14 protein-coding genes are annotated in these 15,085 nt (G+C 64.8%); 6 read left to right on the forward strand and 8 right to left on the reverse strand.

Annotated features, from left to right (window positions below; all coding sequences use genetic code 11):
* The first annotated feature begins 14 nt into the window (after nucleotides 1–14).
* Complete coding sequence (locus tag AYB31_RS01310) at nucleotides 15–488, forward strand: nuclear transport factor 2 family protein (RefSeq protein WP_068825008.1); 474 nt, start codon at nucleotides 15–17, stop codon at nucleotides 486–488.
* 123 nt (nucleotides 489–611) lie between these two features.
* Nucleotides 612–1,136 carry a ProQ/FinO family protein gene (locus tag AYB31_RS01315; protein WP_068825010.1) on the forward strand — a complete coding sequence of 175 codons (525 nt, stop codon included), beginning with the start codon at nucleotides 612–614 and terminating at the stop codon, nucleotides 1,134–1,136.
* Between the two features lie 99 nt (nucleotides 1,137–1,235).
* On the opposite strand, the gene AYB31_RS01320 is transcribed toward AYB31_RS01315, so the two are convergent.
* Together AYB31_RS01320 and AYB31_RS01325 are read right to left on the reverse strand one after the other, a co-directional pair.
* Nucleotides 1,236–1,979, reverse strand: coding sequence for a hypothetical protein (locus AYB31_RS01320; protein WP_068825012.1), 744 nt, complete (start codon nucleotides 1,977–1,979; stop codon nucleotides 1,236–1,238).
* 84 nt (nucleotides 1,980–2,063) lie between these two features.
* Entirely contained in the window at nucleotides 2,064–3,059 is a 996-nt protein-coding gene (locus AYB31_RS01325) for a zinc-dependent alcohol dehydrogenase family protein (RefSeq protein ID WP_068825014.1), read from the reverse strand.
* Nucleotides 3,060–3,166: 107 nt separating this feature from the next.
* Here AYB31_RS01325 and AYB31_RS01330 point away from each other — a divergent pair, with 107 nt between their 5' ends.
* Entirely contained in the window at nucleotides 3,167–4,045 is an 879-nt protein-coding gene (locus tag AYB31_RS01330) for a LysR family transcriptional regulator (RefSeq protein WP_068825336.1), read from the forward strand.
* Between the two features lie 63 nt (nucleotides 4,046–4,108).
* Here the strand turns inward: AYB31_RS01330 and AYB31_RS01335 are convergent, their stop codons facing one another.
* Entirely contained in the window at nucleotides 4,109–4,933 is an 825-nt protein-coding gene (locus AYB31_RS01335) for an AraC family transcriptional regulator (protein ID WP_068825016.1), read from the reverse strand.
* A 129-nt stretch (nucleotides 4,934–5,062) separates the two neighbouring features.
* On the opposite strand from AYB31_RS01335, the gene AYB31_RS01340 reads away from it, so the two are divergent.
* Both AYB31_RS01340 and grxC read left to right on the forward strand, forming a co-directional pair.
* Complete coding sequence (locus AYB31_RS01340) at nucleotides 5,063–5,581, forward strand: carboxymuconolactone decarboxylase family protein (RefSeq protein ID WP_068825018.1); 519 nt, start codon at nucleotides 5,063–5,065, stop codon at nucleotides 5,579–5,581.
* 13 nt (nucleotides 5,582–5,594) lie between these two features.
* A complete protein-coding gene (gene grxC, locus AYB31_RS01345; RefSeq protein WP_068825020.1) occupies nucleotides 5,595–5,849 on the forward strand; it encodes a glutaredoxin 3 in 255 nt (84 codons plus the stop codon).
* Nucleotides 5,850–6,024: 175 nt separating this feature from the next.
* Here grxC and AYB31_RS01350 read toward each other — a convergent pair whose 3' ends face one another.
* The 5 genes from AYB31_RS01350 to AYB31_RS01370 all read right to left on the reverse strand — a co-directional run bounded on the left by AYB31_RS01350 (nucleotide 6,025) and on the right by AYB31_RS01370 (nucleotide 14,316).
* Nucleotides 6,025–7,008, reverse strand: a complete 984-nt coding sequence (locus AYB31_RS01350) for an acetoacetate decarboxylase (ADC) (RefSeq protein ID WP_442961783.1) — start codon at nucleotides 7,006–7,008, stop codon at nucleotides 6,025–6,027.
* Between the two features lie 297 nt (nucleotides 7,009–7,305).
* Nucleotides 7,306–8,220, reverse strand: a complete 915-nt coding sequence (locus AYB31_RS01355) for an amino acid ABC transporter substrate-binding protein (protein ID WP_068825338.1) — start codon at nucleotides 8,218–8,220, stop codon at nucleotides 7,306–7,308.
* A gap of 39 nt (nucleotides 8,221–8,259) precedes the next feature.
* Nucleotides 8,260–9,591 carry a putrescine-ornithine antiporter gene (gene potE, locus AYB31_RS01360; protein ID WP_068825024.1) on the reverse strand — a complete coding sequence of 444 codons (1,332 nt, stop codon included), beginning with the start codon at nucleotides 9,589–9,591 and terminating at the stop codon, nucleotides 8,260–8,262.
* A 70-nt stretch (nucleotides 9,592–9,661) separates the two neighbouring features.
* Nucleotides 9,662–11,959: an Orn/Lys/Arg decarboxylase N-terminal domain-containing protein gene (locus AYB31_RS01365; RefSeq protein WP_068825026.1), complete on the reverse strand. Its 2,298-nt coding sequence runs from the start codon at nucleotides 11,957–11,959 to the stop codon at nucleotides 9,662–9,664.
* Between the two features lie 53 nt (nucleotides 11,960–12,012).
* Nucleotides 12,013–14,316 (reverse strand): Orn/Lys/Arg decarboxylase N-terminal domain-containing protein, encoded by a 2,304-nt coding sequence (locus tag AYB31_RS01370; RefSeq protein WP_082805171.1) that lies wholly within the window; start codon nucleotides 14,314–14,316, stop codon nucleotides 12,013–12,015.
* 340 nt (nucleotides 14,317–14,656) lie between these two features.
* Between AYB31_RS01370 and AYB31_RS01375 the strand changes: the two genes are divergently transcribed.
* Nucleotides 14,657–14,965 carry a DUF2388 domain-containing protein gene (locus AYB31_RS01375; protein WP_068825028.1) on the forward strand — a complete coding sequence of 103 codons (309 nt, stop codon included), beginning with the start codon at nucleotides 14,657–14,659 and terminating at the stop codon, nucleotides 14,963–14,965.
* Nucleotides 14,966–15,085 lie beyond the last annotated feature (120 nt).

A 15,085-nucleotide genomic window follows, 5' to 3' on the forward strand; every position in this document is an offset into this window, starting at 1 on the left:
CAGGAGTCATCCCCATGTCGTCCGAAATTCGCCAACCGGTTCCACCCTTCACCCGCGAAACCGCCATCCTCAAGGTGCGCCTGGCGGAAGACGGCTGGAACAGCCGCGATGCCGCCAAGGTCGCCCTCGCCTATACCCCCGACACCCGCTGGCGCAACCGTGCGGAATTCGCCAGCAGCCGCGCCGAGGCCGAAGCCTTCCTGCGGCGCAAGTGGAACAAGGAACTCGAGTACCGTTTGATCAAGGAGCTGTGGGCCTTCACCGACAATCGCATCGCCGTGCGCTACGCCTACGAATGGCACGACGACTCCGGCAACTGGTTCCGCTCGTATGGCAACGAGAACTGGGAATTCGCCGACAACGGCCTGATGGCCCACCGCTTCGCCTGCATCAACGACCTGCCGATCAGCGAGGCGGAGCGCAAGTTCCGCTGGCCGCTGGGACGTCGCCCGGACGACCACCCGGGGCTGTCGGAACTGGGGCTGTAAGCGCGGCCCCCAAGGCCGACTCTTGGTTGCAATGGCGGTGAACCGACGCCTGGTTAGGTGGTTTCATCGAGCGCGTGGGATACTCGCCCGCAACGAATCAACCAAGAGTCGGCGAACTGAACGATGGGTTTTGAACAATTAGCTGAACTGCGTGACCGCCTGCGGGCCGAAAAACAGCCGGTGAAGACCGACAGCAAGGCGAAAACCGACGCTAAGAAGCCGCGCAAGCCGGCGCCCGCACGGCAAGACAAAGCCCGTGAGCAGGACCCTGCAGTCGAGGCGATCTGGCGCTTGCAGAAGCATTTCCCCCTGGCGTTCCCGGTCAACCCGGCGCCCAAGGTGCCGCTCAAAGAGGGCATCCTGCAGGATGCCGAGCAACATCTGGAGCTGCTCGGTGTCACCCGCGAACAGCTCAAGCAGGGGCTCGCGACCTGGTGCCGAGGCAGCCGCTACTGGTCGAGCATGACCGAGAACGCCGCGCGCCTGGACTTGAACGGCCAGGCCGTGGGCACGGTGACAGCGGCGCAGGCGCTGCATGCGAAGCAACAGGCCAAGCGCCAGCGCGCGCAGGCACGCCGTGCACAAGCGAAGCCGAAAGAGGCTGTGGCGCCCACGCCCGACACCCCGGTGGCAGAAAGCGCGGAGTAATCCTGCGCCGCAGCATCACCTCGCCGCCCTCGTCCAGCAAAAGCACTGGCAGGGCGGCGCGAGTCGGATTGGCCAAGGAGCGGCGCACCGCTCCGCCCGCTAGAAGCCTGCGCCGACGTAATTGACGTTACTTATGTCAATCGACACCAACAGCTCTTCCTCAATGGCCCGACCGCTCGAATCTCGCCGGTAGGCCCTGCGTTTGCTCGGCATCAGCAACCCGCTGGAGCTGACGTAATCATGCACGTACTGGGCAGCGGGAATACCACCACTCACGTCGACGGAGTAATCGTGTCGGCGCAACAGAAAGTCATCGCCAAAGTAGAAATCCTGAACCGGGCAATGGGTCGCAATGTCTGCGGGGAAGCGCACTCTCAGGCGACGCCAGAGCGCTGCCCCTTCCTGCCAGGGCTCGACCTCTTCGGTGCGCACTCCTGGCAGGGAAAAGAGGAAAGGCATGGTCAGGTAGGACCAGAGCGCATAGCCATTGAAGTAGGCGCGATGCAGGGGATCCCAGGGCGTCGTTTCGCCATGCCCCAGAAAGGCGCTTCGCGGGTCGAGTCGCTCGGCAATCAGCGTCCCGTCGACGGTCTCGATGGCAATTCGCTCCGGAGAGTAAGCCGTACGCTGGTTGGGGGCCCCGAAAGGCATTACCGAAGCGCGCTGCTCATGCAGCCAGACCGTCATCTGCCGCGACATGCTGTCCTGCTTCATGCCCTTCATTCCCCATAAGGCGCCGCCACTAGTGATGTTGGCCTCCACCCGGCTGAATTTACGCCAACGGTCGAGGCCACCGTGGGCATCCAGCACCCAACCGAGCAGTTCAGATTGTGGCTTGTTCATCTCATGGTCCTCTTGCACAAACTTGATGATCCGCCTGCCGCCTTGAGTCGAGCACTTGTCGGCTGGCACCGGCAGGGCAAGACCTCACACCAGATCGATCACCGTCTTGCCCTGGCCGCGACCTTCCGCGACCTGGCGAAACGCCTCGTTGACCTCTGCCAGGGCAAAGGGCTGCTGATCCACGCGGATCGTCAGTTGCCCGGCATCGGCCAGCGCGGCCGCCTCGCGCAGAATGGCCCCGTGGTGCTCGCGACCCTGGCCGGTGAGCAAGGGCGTCAGGGTGAACACGCCCGAGTAGGTGGCGCTCTTGAACGATAGCGGCGCGAGGCTGTGCTGGCCCCAGCCGAGGCAGCTCAGGACGTGCCCGGTATAAGGCTTCACGGCCTGGAACGACGCATCCAGCGTGCTGCCGCCCACGGTGTCATAGACGATGTCGAAGCCCTCGCCGGCCGTGTATTGCTCGACGTAGGACTCCACGCTCTGCGCCTGATAGTCGATCGCCGTGGCCCCCAGCGAACGAATGAAGTCGAGGCTCGCCGCCGAGCCGGTAGCGTAGACCTCGGCACCGCGCGCCTTGGCCAGTTGCACCGCCACCTGGCCGACGCCGCCGGCGCCGCCGTGAATCAGCACGCGCTGGCCGGCACGCACGTTGGCGCGATCCACCAGGCCTTCCCAGGCGGTGATGAATACCAGCGGCAAGGCGGCCGCCGCACGCATGCCGAGTGCCTGCGGCTTGGCCGCGATCAGCCGGGCATCCACGGCAATGTATTCGGCCATGCTGCCCTGGGCGCCGCCGATCCCGCCGGCCATGCCGAACACCTCCTGGCCCGGCGTGAAACCCTCGACCGCCTCGCCCAGTTCGACGACCGTGCCGGCGAGGTCCAGGCCGAGCACCGCCGGCAGCGTTTGCCGGGCGTGCGCCCCGGCGCCAGTGGCGATCTTGGTATCGAGCGGGTTGACCCCGGCGGCGTGGACCCGGACCAGGACCTGCCCCTTGGCGGGCACTGGGCGAGCAATGTGGTGTACGGCCAGCGGAGCCTGGGCGGACTCGGCGATAGCGGCAAGCATGGTCTGATTCATGACGGGAACCTCTGAGTGAGTGGACGCTTACAGGTTGCTCCGTCTTCTTCATTCCGATAAGAAACTAAATTTTCATATTACTTATTCCCCATAGAGGCCTAATGGCGATGGATCTGTTCGACAGCATGCGCATCTTCGTGCGCGTCGTGGAGCGTGGCTCGTTCTCGGCGGTGGCGCGGGAGCTGAACATGGGGCAGCCGGCAGTGAGCAAGCAGGTCCGCGCGCTGGAACAGTATCTGGGCGGCGCCGTGTTCGCCCGCAGCACCCGACATCTGGCGCTGACCGACCAGGGGCAACGCTTCTACAGCCACTGTCAGGAGATTCTCGGCCAGCTCGAAAGCGCCACGCGCAGCTTCGCCAGCGGCCAGGAACAGATCGCCGGCCCGCTGCGCATCGCCGCTCCGGTCAGCTACGGCAGGTTGTGCATAGCGCCGCTGATCGGGGCCTTCCTGCAGCGCCATCCCGATGTACGGATCGACCTGCGCCTGAGCGATCACAACGAAGACCTGCTCATGGAGAACATCGACCTGGCCATCCGCATCGGTGTGGTGAAAAGCGAAGGCCTGGTGGCGGTGACCCTGGGCACCAGCGCACGGCGGGTCTATGCCGCGCCGGCCTATCTGGAGCGCCACGGCCTGCCCCGCGAGCCCGCCGAACTGGCAGGCCACAACTGCATCGGCTTCACCTTGCTGGAGCATTACGACCGCTGGCACTTCAGCCGCAGGACGCAAGCGCTCGATGTGACCATCAAAGGCAACGTCACCAGCAACAGCAGCGAGGCCATTCGTGAGATGGTCCTCGCCGGCCTGGGCATTTCCCTCTCGCCGGAATGGCTGTTCGCCGCGGACTTCGAACAGGGCAGCGTGCGCAGCCTGCTCGACGACTACCAGACCACCGCGTTGCCGGTCAGCGCCGTGTTCAGCCGTGAGCGACGCCGCTCGGCGCGGACGATGGCCTTCATCGACTTTCTCCGGGAGCACCTGTAGGCCGCCGTGATGAGGCGCGGGCCCGCACTTATTGCCGCATCGGGCAAATCTGTCGGCCAGGCCTCATGGCGGATTCTGCTGCAGCCACTCCTTCGGGCTTGCGCCCACCTTGCGGCGAAAGGTGCGGGCCAGCGCAGACGGACTTTCGTAGCCGACCTCATCGGCGATCAGGGCGATGGGGCGGCCTTCGCGCAAACGCTTCTGCGTCAGGCTGATGCGCCAGTTCGCCAGGTAATCCGCAGGGGTGATACCCACGGTCTCGCGAAAGTGCGCGGCAAAGCTCGCCCGCGACATGCCCGAGCGATCCGCCAGTTCCGCCACCGACCAATTGCGCTGCGGCTCGTTGTGCATCCCCACGAGCGCGCGAGACAGCTGCGCGTTGGCCAACCCGGCCATCATCCCCGAGGCGATGCTGCGGCTGGCGAGGAGGTGGCGCAGCAGCTGAATCACCATCAGCTCGAACAGGCGATTGAGGATGACATCGCGCCCACACTCGTCGCCGAAGGCTTCCTCAAACAGCCAGTCGAGGGTGCCGTCGAGGCCGTGCAATTCGCGCAGCGGCTTGATGATGAAGTCCGGCAAGGCCTGGGTCAGCGGATTGTTGGCGCCGCCATCGAACTGCAGAGTGGCACACACCAGCTCCGCAGCATCGGCTTCGCTGGCCAGCAGCTGATGCTCCTGCGGGCGCATCGCCAGGATCAGGCTGGGCTCGGTCAGTTCGCTGAGCTGGCCGCGCTTGTCCCTGAAGGCCAGGCGACCCGAGCGCAGCAGATGGGCGTGGCCGACGCTGTGCTGCCCATACAGCCGGGTCGTGCCGCAGAAGCCGCCCTGGTGAAAGGTGGACGCATGCAGGTTGAAGTGTTTGAGCAGTGTCGAGAGTCGGTCCATAGCGCGCTCAGATTTAGACGATCTGTTGCATAAGCTCGACGATCTGAAGCCGAAAGGAAAGCCCGCCTCCCTAGTATGAGCTCCAAGCTTGATCGACAAGCCGGTTAATCACCCTACTGGAGAACTACCATGACTCGTATCACCGCTCTCTCGCTGGACCAAGCCCCTGCCGGCTCGCGCGCTGCCCTCGAAGGCGTGCAGAAAGGCCTCGGCTTCATCCCCAACGCATTCAAGACCCTCGCTCACTCGCCGGCCGCACTCAATGGTTACCTGGGCCTCGCCCAAGCTTTGGGGAAAAGCTCGCTGAGCGCCGCCGAGCGTGAAGTCGTCGCCCTCGCCACCTCGGAAATCAATGGCTGCGACTACTGCCTGGCCGCCCACGCCTTCTTTGGCGCCAAGGCTGGCCTGAGCGATGAGGCCATCAACCAGGCTCGTAGCGGTACCCTCAGCGCGGTCGCCGCGCTGGCGCTGCAGATTACCGAAAGCCGCGGCCAGCTGAGTGACGAGCAGATCGCCGCAGCCCGCGATGCCGGTCTGGGCGATAGCAAGATCGTCGAGGTGGTAGCGCAGGTCACGCTGCTGACCCTGACCAACTACCTGAACAACATCGCCACCACCGATATCGACTTCCCGCCGGCGGCACACTAGGAGGGCAACCGCCATGAGCCAAGTAATCATCTACACCACCCAGCACTGCCCTTACTGCGTGAGTGCCAAGCGACTGCTATCGAGCAAGGGCGTCACGCCCGTGGAAATCAATGTTGAATCATCGCCCCAGCATCTCGCGGAAATGCTGCAGCGCTCCAAGCGCCGGACCGTCCCGCAGATCTTTGTCGGCGAGGTGCACGTCGGCGGTTTCGATGATCTGGCCAGCCTCGATCACCAGGGCAGGCTCGATGCACTGCTGCACGCCTGATGCGCCCCTGTGCTCCGGACGAGGTTCCCGTCCGGAGCACAGCTTGTTTCGGCTCAGCACCCGGATTGGCTGCCGCTAGTGAACCATCCTGAACGCCGCTGCTCTCAGCGCGGAGTCTGCCTGCGGGTCCTCTGCCCCAGGCGCCCCGACCTGGCTGAAGACGGCAACCTCACAGTCAGTCAGCCAGCATGGACTGCAGCGGCGCCGGCGCGTACAGCGCGCTCTGGAACTCCGGCACGTACTCGTACTTGATCAGCTTGCCCAGCTTCAGCTCACGGATATAGGCCGACAGGCCGCCGTCGCCAAGGCTGAGTTTGACCGCCTCGCCATCGCTGCTGGTGGCATGGCTGAGCTGACGGGACACCGCGTAGCCATAGGTCAGCTCGCCCTGGTGGTCGACGTTGGTGAAGCTGCTGGTGGCCAGTTCGGGCTCGCTGGACAGGTCATCGAGCTTGGCGGTCTGCAGGGTGACATCGACTTTGCCGGTCTGGCTGTCGACGATCTCGAAGACCACCGAGTCGGCGGTTTCCCGGTAATGGATGTCGGTCAGCCACTTGGGCAGGTTGTAGCCGACCACGCCGCGCACCCGCGCCAGCTCGGTGTTGACCGGCAGCTTGAGCACATAGCCCCAGAAGTCCTTCGACCACGACTGACCGACCAGGCTGAGCGGCCCGAGGTTGGCATCGCCGGGCTTGTTGGTGACGATGGACAGGGCGATCTCGTTGTAGCTGTCGTTGTCGCAGTAGTCATAGGCGTAGGCCGTCAGCGCCACCAGGCCGCGCCCCGGCCAGACCTGCAGTGGCTGCACCTGCTCCAGCACGGCAGCGGGCATCAGCGAGCGCAGCTTGTCCAGGTCGGCGGTGAACACCGCGGTGACCCGGCTGTTGCGGTAGTAGAAATTCGGCGAGTAGGACTCGAAGCCGATGTCGACCCGGGTCTTGGGCAACGTCCTGAACCAGCTCAGGTCGATCTCCGGCGCTTCGGCGGCGATGACCTCGAGCGGCGGATTGGAGTGATAGCGGTCATACAGGCCGCCGGCAACTACGGGCACGGCCTGACCGGCAATGCTGGTAGTCGCCATCGCCGGCTGCGGCTCGGCGGCCCAGGAGGAAAAAGCCGCCACGGTCAGGGCGATGCCGGCGATGTTTCTGAACTTCATGGTGTTAGGTCTCCGCGTCATGGTGATTCGCCCCGGAAACCGCGTTACAGAACACGGCTACCGGGGCGGGCACGAGAGACCCTAACGTTTAACTTAACTTTAATGTCAAGCGACCCGATTCGGGCGCTGTCCCGCTCGACCAGTTCGAAGCCCGCATCCAGCCGCAGTGGCCGCCTGGGCAAGGCCGACCCGGCTTGCTGCACAACGGGCAGACGCTACGCCTGGGCTGGCACATGAGCTACCGCGCGCTCGGCTGATGCACAACGCCCCCGGAACGGGGCGTTGTGCGGCGCCGCGCTAGTGGTCCATCGGCAGTGGGTAGACCTTGAACAGCGTGCTGGCCATCTCGCCAGGCTCGCCCAGGTACTTGCGGTAGATCTGCGCCAGCTCGCCCGAGTGATACAGCTCGCTGAGGGCCACATCCACCTGCAGGCGCAGGTCTTCGTCACCCCGGGCCATGGCCAGGCTCACCGGCACGAAGTCGAAGATGCGCTCCAGCACCGTCAACCGCTCACCACCGGGCATCTTCTGCAGATACTGCTTGAGCAGCATGCGTTCGCTGAAGAAGGCATCGGCCTCGCCGTCTGCCACCAGTTGCACGCCCTCTTCATAGGTGGCAACCGATTTCACGGAGGCAATCACCCCGAGCAGGCGCAGCTTGTCGAGCACCCAGGCCTCGCTGACACCGCCCTTCACCACCGCGAAGGTGTGATTGGCCAGGCCGCGGTTATAGGTCGCGCGCCAGGTCGGCCCGGTGTGGGCAACCTCACCATTGAGTACCGCCAGCAACGAGGCCGGGGCCTCGCTGGACACCAGCACGCCGAGCCCACCGGTATAGATCGGCACGGAAAAACTGACATCCTGGCGCAGCTTGGCCGTCGCCGGTGACGGCGTGCAGAACAGGTCGACCTGCCCCGACTTCACCGCGTCCAGCCACTTGCCGTAGCTCACCGGCTGGAAGCGCACCTGCAGCTCGCTCAGGCCAAGCGCGGTCTTCAGCTTGCCGGCCACCTGGCGGCAGAGTTCGACGCTGTAGCCATCGACCTGCTGCCCCTGCTGGCTGCTGAACGGCGCGGCGTCCGGCATGAAGCCCAAGTTGATGCTGTTGCTCGCACGCACTCGCTCCAACGTATCGGCGTTGGCCCAGGCCGGCAGGAGCACGGCCAGGCAGGCGAAGAGCAGACTGGCGAATCTAACCGAAATCACTTTCATATCCTGTTCCCCATTCATGCGGATGTCCTTGCGCTGCACCTAGGGTTTGGCCGGGCTGGCGCTGGGCGCGTCGACGAAGCGCTTGGCGATGAAGCCGTAGAACAGATAACCGAAGGCCATCACGATCATGCCGCCGAACACCGCATCCTTACCGGAGGCGTACAGGGCGTAGTACGAATAGAGCATGGCCACCATGAGCACCACGACATTGCGGGCGACTGTCGCCGAATCGACCTTGGCCTTGTACATGATCACCAGCAGGCCGGAGAGCGCCGTCACGTAGGGGATCAGGTTGGTCACCGCCGCCAGGTTGACCAGCTTGCCGAACTGCTCGCTGGCATTTGGCGAAATGGTCGACATGGCCATCAGCGTCTGCAGTACACCGCAGATGACCATGCCGATGATCGGCGCGTTGAGCGCGGTTACCCTGCCGAAGACACGCGGGAACATGCCCTGGTCAGCCGCACTCTTGGCGGTCTGCGCCAGGGTGAACTGCCAGCCGAGCAGCGAGCCGACGCAGGCCATTACCGCCAGCGCCATGATCACCTGGCCGATAAAGGGATTGAACATCTGTGCATAGACCGCGGCGAACGGCGCCGAGGAGTTGGCCAGCTCGGCATTCGGCACGATGCCCTGGATCACCGTGGTCGACAGCACATAGACCACTGCGGCACCCAGGGTGCCGAACAGGCAGGCCAGCGGTACGTTGCGCTTGGGATCTTCGACCGCATCGGAGTTCTGCGCGGCCGACTCCATGCCGAGGAAGGCCCACAGCGTCAGCGGGATGCTCTGCCCGATGGCATCGCTGATCGCCAGGTTGTTGGGGTTCCAGGCCGCGCTGAACACGTCCGACTTGAACCAGAACCAGCCGATTACGCTGAGCCCAGCCACCGGGATGATCACCCCCCAGACGGTGACGGCGCCGATCTTGCCGGTAATGCTCGGGCCGCCGAAGTTGGCCACCGTGGTCAGCCAGATCAAGCCGACGGTACCGACGAACAGCGGAATAGCCCCACTGCCCAACCAGGGGAAGAAGGGCGTCAGGTAACCCACCGCGGAGATGCCGATGGCCACGTTGCCGATGGCCAGCGACAGGAAGTAGAGGAAGGAGCAGAGGAAGAACGCCGACTTGCCGTGCGCCTCCTCGCTGTAGGCCGACATGCCCCCGGAGCGCGGACAGTAGATACCGCACTGCGCGAAGCAGTAGGCGATAGCCATGGAGCCCACGGCCGTGATGATCCACGACAGCAGCGACACCCCTCCCAACTGCGCCATGCTCGAGGGCAGCATGATGATGCCGGAGCCCATCATGTTCACCGCCACCAGCGTGGTGAGCCCCATGAGGCTCATTTTCTTGCTTGATTCAGCCATCGAAGACTCCCTCTTTTGACTGCAGCAAACGCCCCGTCCGACCTTGCGGTCGATACGGGGCAATAGGGCATCAGGCTTTCACCACATACACCCTGTAGGTCAGCCGGCCATGGTTATCACGCTCGATCTCGACACCGTGGTTGTCATGCTCGAAGCCCGGGAACTGGCCATCGAACTGCTCCATGGCCAACAGGTAATCGATGATCGCGCGCTTGTCCTCGCCGGCCTTCTCACCCGGCATCATCAGCGGGATACCGGGCGGGTAAGGCACGATCTGCACCGCCACGGTCCGCCCAAGCATCTCGCGCACCGGGATCTGCTCGATCTCGCCCTTGACCAGTCGCGCGTAGGTGTCGCGCGGCGAGGCCACCGGGTCCGGCAGCAGGGTGAAGGCCTGGTCCATGTTATGCAGCAGGCCGGTATCCAGCATCTGCTGGTGCATGGCCTGCGCCAGGTCCTTGAGGCCCATGCCGGCGTACTGCTCGGGGTGGCTGGCGACCAGGCTCGGCATGACCTGCTCCAGCGGGTCGTTGTCGTCGTAGCACTGCTTGAACTCCATCAGCCCGGCGACCAGCGAACCCCACTTGCCCTTGGTCACGCCCAGGCTGAACAGCAGCAGGATGGAGTAGGGTTCGGTCTTCTCCACCACGATGCCGCGGCTGGAGAGGAAGGACGACACCAGCGTCGCCGGAATGCCGTTGGCCTCCATCGCGCCTTCCAGGGTCTGCCCCGGGGTCAGCACGGTGACCTTGATCGGATCGACCATGCAGTAGTCGTCGCCCAGGTCGCCGAAGCCATGCCAGCTGGCCGAGGGCCTAAGCACCCAGGCATCGCCACGTTGCAGCACCAGCGGGTCGACCTCGGCAAACGGTACGCCATCCACTTCGTCCGGCTGCCAGACACCGAACCACCAGTCCTGCGGATCGCGCTCGCGCACCTCATCCCCCAGGCGCACCATGGCCTGACGGAAGGCGATGGCCTCGCCGATGGACTCGTCGGTGAGGTATTCGCCGGCGTCGTCCATCATCTTCGCCGACACATCGGTGGAGGCAATGATGCTGTACTGCGGCGAAGTCGAGGTGTGCATCATGAAGGCTTCGTTGAACAGCGCCGGCTTGACCGGCACCTTGCCCGAGCGGATGTGGATCATCGACGCCTGCGACAGCGCCGCCAGCAGCTTGTGGGTGGAATGGGTGACGGTGACGGTGGCGTCGTCGGCATGCCGCTCGCCGCGGTGCATGCCGTAGCGTCCCTCGTACAGCGGGTTGAAGCGCGCGTAGGCATACCAGGCTTCGTCGTAATGGATGCGGTCGACGCTGCGGCTCAGCTCGCGAGTGGTGGTCTGCACGCTGTAGCAGAGGCCGTCGTAGGTCGAGTTGGTCAGCACCGCCAGCACCGGCTTGGCCGACTTGTCCTTGACCAGCGGGCTTTCGGCGATCTTCTGCGCCACCGCCTCCGGCGTCATCTCACTGCGCGGCACCGGGCCGATCAGGCCGCGGGCATTGCGCCGCGGACGCAGGTACAGCGGCACCGCGCCGGACATGTTCAGCGCATAGTTGAGCGACTTGTGGCAGTTGCGGTCGACCAGTACGGCGTCGCCGTCGGTCACCGCCGAATGCAGCACGATCTCGTTGCTGGCCGAACTGCCGCCCACCGAGAAGAAGGTGAAGTCGGCGCCGAACACCCGCGCCGCATACTTCTCAGCCTCGGCGATGGGACCGGAATGGTCGTTCAGCGAGCCCAGCTGACCGACCGAGACACTGAGGTCGGAGCGCAGCATCTGCTCGCCATAGAAGTCGAGGAAGCTGCGCCCTACTGCGGTCTTCATGAAGGCCGTGCCGCCGGTATGCCCTGGCGTATGCCAGGAGTATTCGTGGGTGTCGGCGAAGTTCACCAGGGCGCCAAAGAACGGCGGCAGGATGCTGTCCAGGTAGCGCCGCGCGGCGGCCTCGATGCGCCCGGCGATGAACTCGGGGCTGTCTTCCGGCTGCCAGATAAAGCCATCAATATGCTCCAGCAGGGCCAGCGGCACCCGGCTCTGATTGGACTTGCTCATGCCCAGCATGATCGGCAGGCGCGCGGTGCGCCGGCGTACCAGCTGCAGCACACGCTGGGTCAGCTCGGGATCCTGTTCGCACAGCCCCCAGCCGAGAATCAGGCAGCAGTAGGCGGGATCGGCGCGGAAGGCGATTTCGGCATCTTCCAGCGAACTGACCATGACGACGTCCAGGCCCTGAGCGTTGAGAACCTGCTCCACGGCTCGGGCACTGCGCAACACGATACTGTCTTCACGGATGCGGCTGACGGCGATCAGCACCGGATAGCGCTGGGCCAGTTCATGGGGCAACGGCGATTGTGTGTAGCTCATGAAAACCACTCCTTGTCAGTCAGGGCCCATGCCGCGCACGGGCTCTTAGGCAGCTATTTCAGGCACCAGAAGTGATAGTCGCCGTCCTTGTGCACGGCGCCCTCCACTTCCTTCTCGAAGCCGGGGAAGTGGTTGCCCCAGTCCTGCAGCGCCTTGATGTACTGGATCCACGGCCCGTCCAGCGGACCGAGATTCTCACCCGGCATGACGATGGGAATGCCGGGCGGATAAGGCATCACGCCCACCCCGGTGACCCGGTTGGCCGCCTGCTCCAGTGGCAGCAGCTCGGCGTCGCCGGCCTGCAGGGCCTGAAAGGCCGCGCGCGGGGTCATCTCGATAGTCGGCAGGTTGCCAAAGGCCTGGGCCTGCAGGGCATCCATGCGGCTGTTGCGCATGTACTCGAACATCTCGTCGGCCAGGTCGCGCAGACCCATGCCGCGATAGCGCTCGGGCGCCTGCGCCGGCAGGTCCGGCAGCACCTGGCTCAGCGGGGTGTTGGCGTCATGGTGGCGCTTGAAGGCCAGCAGCACGTTGATCAGCGTGCCCCACTTGCCCTTGGTCACGCCGATGCTGAACAGGCACAGCACCATGAAGTCGGTGATGCGCGAGGCGACGATGTTGTTGCGATAGAGGAAGGCACCAAGGATCGGCGCTGGAATGCCGCTGTCCAGCAGATGTCCGTCGGCGCCCATGCCCGGCACCATGATGCCGACCTTGATCGGGTCGAGCATGCACCAGCCTTTCTCCAGGCCGGCGAAGCCATGCCACTCGGCCCCCGGCTCCAGCTCCCAGCAGCTCGGGTCGCTGGCCAGCTGCGCGGGGTCGGCATCGGCGAAGTCGACCACCTGGCCACTGATGGTGTCGCGCACCTGCGGGGCGTTCCAGGGCTGGAAGAACCAGTCGCCACGGCTGCTGAATTCGCGGTGGGTACGCGCCAGGGCCTGACGGAAATCCACCGCCTCGCGGATGCTGTCCTGGGTCAGGCTGTAGCCGCTACTGCCCTCCATCATCGCCGCGCCTACTTCGTTGGAGGCGAACATGGCGTACAGCGGCGAGGTACTGGCCTGGATTACGAAAGACTCGTTGAAACGACTGTGCTCGACCGGGTTGCGACCATTGCGAATATGGATGAAGGACGACTGCGACAGCGCCGCCAGCAGCTTGTGGGTGGAATGGGTGGCGAACACGGTCGGGCCGTCAGCCGGGTGCTGCGCCGGATCACCCCGCATGGCATAGCGCCCGGCATACATCGGGTTGAAACGCGCATAGCCGTACCAGGCCTCGTCGAAGTGCACCCGGTCGCTGTTGCGCGCCAGCATGCCTTCGGCCCGCTCGGCGTGCAGGCACATGCCGTCGTAGGTGCAGTTGGTCACCACCGCGTAGACCGGCTTGTTGCCTTTGGCCTGAGCCCGCAGCGGGTGGCTGGCCCTGGCAGCCTCGACGCGCTGCGGATCGAACTGCTCCGGCAGCAACGGGCCAATGATGCCGTAGCGGTTACGGGTCGGTGTCATGTAGATGGGCAGGCCGCCGGTCAACACCAGGCCCTGCTCGATGGACTTGTGGCAGTTGCGGTCGCACAGGGCGAACTGGTTCTCGCCGACGCAGGCCATGAAGATGGCGCGGTTGGAACCCGAGGTGCCGTTGAGCACGGAGTAACTGGCGTGGGAGCCGAAGATGCGCGAAACGAATGCCTCGGACTCGCCCACCGGGCCGCTGTGGTCGAGCACCGAACCGAGGTTGCCACGCTCGATGCCACTGTCGGCACGAAACAGGTTCTCGCCGAAGAAGTCGAAGAACACCCGCCCGACCGGCGACTTGGTGAAGGCGATGCCGCCCTGGTGGCCGGGTGCGGCCCAGGAGTGCTCGTCCTTCATGGTGTAGCGGATCAGCGCATCGGTGAACGGCGGCAGCAGGTGGTCCAGATAGCGCTGGATCGCCGCCACCACCCGCCCGGCGATGAAGGGTGCGGTGTCTTCCAGCATCCAGATGAATTCGTCGGCCAGGCCCATGGCCTCGACAGTGATGCTCTTCTTGGCATTGCGATCGGCCGTCAGGAACACCGGCACCCGCTCGTTGCGATTGCGGATGGTACGCAGCAGTTCAAGCGCCTGGGCATGGCTGTCGGCGTCGTTGCGGCCCAGCGTCCAGTCGACACAGATGCAGTGCAGCCCTGCGTCGGCAGTGACCGAGGCCAGGCCATCCTCGTAGGACGTGGCCTTGACCAGCTCGGTATTGCGCTGGCGAAACTCCTCTTCCAGCTCACCCAGCACCCGCCCGCGGGCACTGGTTGGCGCCCCCAGGTCGTCATCGACCAGCAGCACACGCATCTTCAACGGTTTATTGGTACGCCCGATCATGACAGCCGCCTCCTTGTAGGAAATCCATTCCGGCGACTCCAGCTGGCGCCTGCCCCCTGATCGGTACAAGTCCGCCCGCTCTGCCAGTCAGCACTCTGCCACCACCGAGCGGGCAAACAGGTGCGCTAGATCAATGAGCCTAGCAGTGCTTACAACACTGGCAATTTTCCTGACCGTACTGGCAACTCGACATCAAGCGCCCGTTCTAGAGCGGCCGGACGAGCGGACTGGCGTGCCAGTGGCCGTTGCCTCGTGGAGCAGAGCCGACAGTCATTCAGGTTGAACCTGCCCCGCAGCCGTGCTCTCCAAGCAACAGACCTGACAACTGGAGACCGCCGCCATGCGCAACTTCTTGCCCAGCACCTGCCTCGTCCTCGCCGGCCTGCTCAGCCTGCCCGCCAGCGCCGACGACACCCTGCGCCAGATCCTTTCCTCGGGCGCCACCACGGCGTCCACCTACTCGACCTTCAAGGATCACAAACTGCTGTTGCCCGCCCAGGAGGACGCCGGCGCCTTTGTTGCCAGCGGCGGCAGGATTCGCGGCGCCTATCTGGAGTCGGCCTTGCGCCAGCTGCGTGACGCCAAGCCAGGGCTGCAGGCCAGCGATGCCGAGCTGGCCCGGGCCATCCTGCTGAGCCAGCCGGACTGAGGGGGGCTGAGCTTTAGCCGCGATACTCTGATGTCGGTCTCATCGCGGCTAAAGCCGCTCCCACAAAAGCCTGCCCCGCGGCACCACCAGGCTCCGTACCTGACGCACCTGCGAGAGCAG

The organism is Pseudomonas sp. BMS12 (assembly GCF_001592875.1).
Classification (GTDB): Bacteria; Pseudomonadota; Gammaproteobacteria; order Pseudomonadales; family Pseudomonadaceae; genus Aquipseudomonas.

Excerpts from the sequence above, each read along its gene's own strand:
- AYB31_RS01310 (WP_068825008.1), top strand. The coding sequence starts at position 15 with ATGTCGTCCGAAATTCGCCAACCGGTTCCACCCTTCACCCGCGAAACC.
- AYB31_RS01315 (WP_068825010.1), top strand. The coding sequence starts at position 612 with ATGGGTTTTGAACAATTAGCTGAACTGCGTGACCGCCTGCGGGCCGAA.
- AYB31_RS01320 (WP_068825012.1), bottom strand. The coding sequence starts at position 1,979 with ATGAACAAGCCACAATCTGAACTGCTCGGTTGGGTGCTGGATGCCCAC.
- AYB31_RS01325 (WP_068825014.1), bottom strand. The coding sequence starts at position 3,059 with ATGAATCAGACCATGCTTGCCGCTATCGCCGAGTCCGCCCAGGCTCCG.
- AYB31_RS01330 (WP_068825336.1), top strand. The coding sequence starts at position 3,167 with ATGGATCTGTTCGACAGCATGCGCATCTTCGTGCGCGTCGTGGAGCGT.
- AYB31_RS01335 (WP_068825016.1), bottom strand. The coding sequence starts at position 4,933 with ATGGACCGACTCTCGACACTGCTCAAACACTTCAACCTGCATGCGTCC.
- AYB31_RS01340 (WP_068825018.1), top strand. The coding sequence starts at position 5,063 with ATGACTCGTATCACCGCTCTCTCGCTGGACCAAGCCCCTGCCGGCTCG.
- grxC (WP_068825020.1), top strand. The coding sequence starts at position 5,595 with ATGAGCCAAGTAATCATCTACACCACCCAGCACTGCCCTTACTGCGTG.
- AYB31_RS01350 (WP_442961783.1), bottom strand. The coding sequence starts at position 7,008 with ATGAAGTTCAGAAACATCGCCGGCATCGCCCTGACCGTGGCGGCTTTT.
- AYB31_RS01355 (WP_068825338.1), bottom strand. The coding sequence starts at position 8,220 with ATGAAAGTGATTTCGGTTAGATTCGCCAGTCTGCTCTTCGCCTGCCTG.
- potE (WP_068825024.1), bottom strand. The coding sequence starts at position 9,591 with ATGGCTGAATCAAGCAAGAAAATGAGCCTCATGGGGCTCACCACGCTG.
- AYB31_RS01365 (WP_068825026.1), bottom strand. The coding sequence starts at position 11,959 with ATGAGCTACACACAATCGCCGTTGCCCCATGAACTGGCCCAGCGCTAT.
- AYB31_RS01370 (WP_082805171.1), bottom strand. The coding sequence starts at position 14,316 with ATGATCGGGCGTACCAATAAACCGTTGAAGATGCGTGTGCTGCTGGTC.
- AYB31_RS01375 (WP_068825028.1), top strand. The coding sequence starts at position 14,657 with ATGCGCAACTTCTTGCCCAGCACCTGCCTCGTCCTCGCCGGCCTGCTC.